1 protein-coding gene and 1 pseudogene are annotated in these 1,099 nt (G+C 36.4%); one reads left to right on the top strand and one right to left on the bottom strand.

The genetic code is table 11. The annotated features are described in order from the left end of the window. Positions 1-141, bottom strand: a pseudogene (locus LE180_RS05165) (bifunctional ornithine acetyltransferase/N-acetylglutamate synthase); the annotation flags it as partial. Here LE180_RS05165 and LE180_RS05170 point away from each other — a divergent pair. Continuing rightward, positions 112-804, top strand: a complete 693-nt coding sequence (locus tag LE180_RS05170; RefSeq protein WP_374134393.1) for a bifunctional ornithine acetyltransferase/N-acetylglutamate synthase — start codon at positions 112-114, stop codon at positions 802-804. The pseudogene LE180_RS05165 and the gene LE180_RS05170 sit on opposite strands and share 30 nt — an antisense overlap. The last annotated feature ends 295 nt before the right edge of the window (positions 805-1,099 follow it).

Here is a 1,099-nt window from a genome sequence, read left to right on the forward strand (position 1 = left end):
AAAGGATTTTTCTACAGATTTTTCTAATATTTTTTGTAATGATTTGCCGCCAATATCAGCATCGGTCAAAATAAATGAAAGCATTGTTGCATGAAAACCTTGTAAATTTGGGTGTATCATACCCGCGCCTTTTACACACCCCCAAATTTACAAGGTTTTCATGCAACAATGCTTTCATTTATTTTGACCGATGCTGATATTGGCGGCAAATCATTACAAAAAATATTAGAAAAATCTGTAGAAAAATCCTTTAATTGTGTGTCTGTTGATGGAGATACATCAACAAATGATACTGTTATAGTGTTGGCAAATGGTCAGAGTGAAACAGGGAATTTGTCAAAAAACGATATGACAAATTTTATAAAAGCGTTTGATGACCTTACTTTAGAGCTTGCAAAATCTATGGCTAGGGACGGAGAAGGTGCAACAAAGTTTGTAGAAATTGAAGTTAAAAATACTAAAACAAAAAATGATGCAAAACTTATAGCTTCTACAGTGGCTACGTCGCCTCTTTTTAAAACTGCAGTATTTGGCGCGGATGCAAACTGGGGCAGAGTTCTTGCTGCAGTTGGCAGAGCTGGGGTGAATTTTGATCTTGGGAAAGTTGATATATATATTGGTGGAGTGCATACTTTTAAAAACGGTTTTGCATTAAACTTTTCCGAACAAACAGCAAAGAAAGCATTGCTTAAAAAAGAAATTCAAGTTGTTATAGATTTAAAAGCAGGCAAAGAATCGAGCAAATATTATACATGCGATTTTTCGTACGATTATGTGAAAATTAACGGCGATTACAGATCTTAATAGAGTGGGACTCCGCGCCGTTAACTCCTCTTTCAAACCCCGTCGATGCTTCTAGCATTTGGCGTTTGTCGTCCCTTTTGTAAAAGGGAAAATAAAAGCATTGTAGTAATTCCCCTTTCTCTGAAAGAGGTGGCTCAATATTGGCAATAACTACGCATACCATCGTCTAATGATCAAAGGCTTAAAGAATCCACTCCTTTGGATGCTTCAGTTGCCCTTGCTCTCTCAGTAATCAAGATACAATGCGGGGTTATGTGTTGATAAGGCGGGGTTATATATGACTTTAAAAATATAA

This window comes from Candidatus Endomicrobiellum pyrsonymphae (assembly GCF_020328025.1).
Classification (GTDB): Bacteria; Elusimicrobiota; Endomicrobiia; order Endomicrobiales; family Endomicrobiaceae; genus Endomicrobiellum; species Endomicrobiellum pyrsonymphae.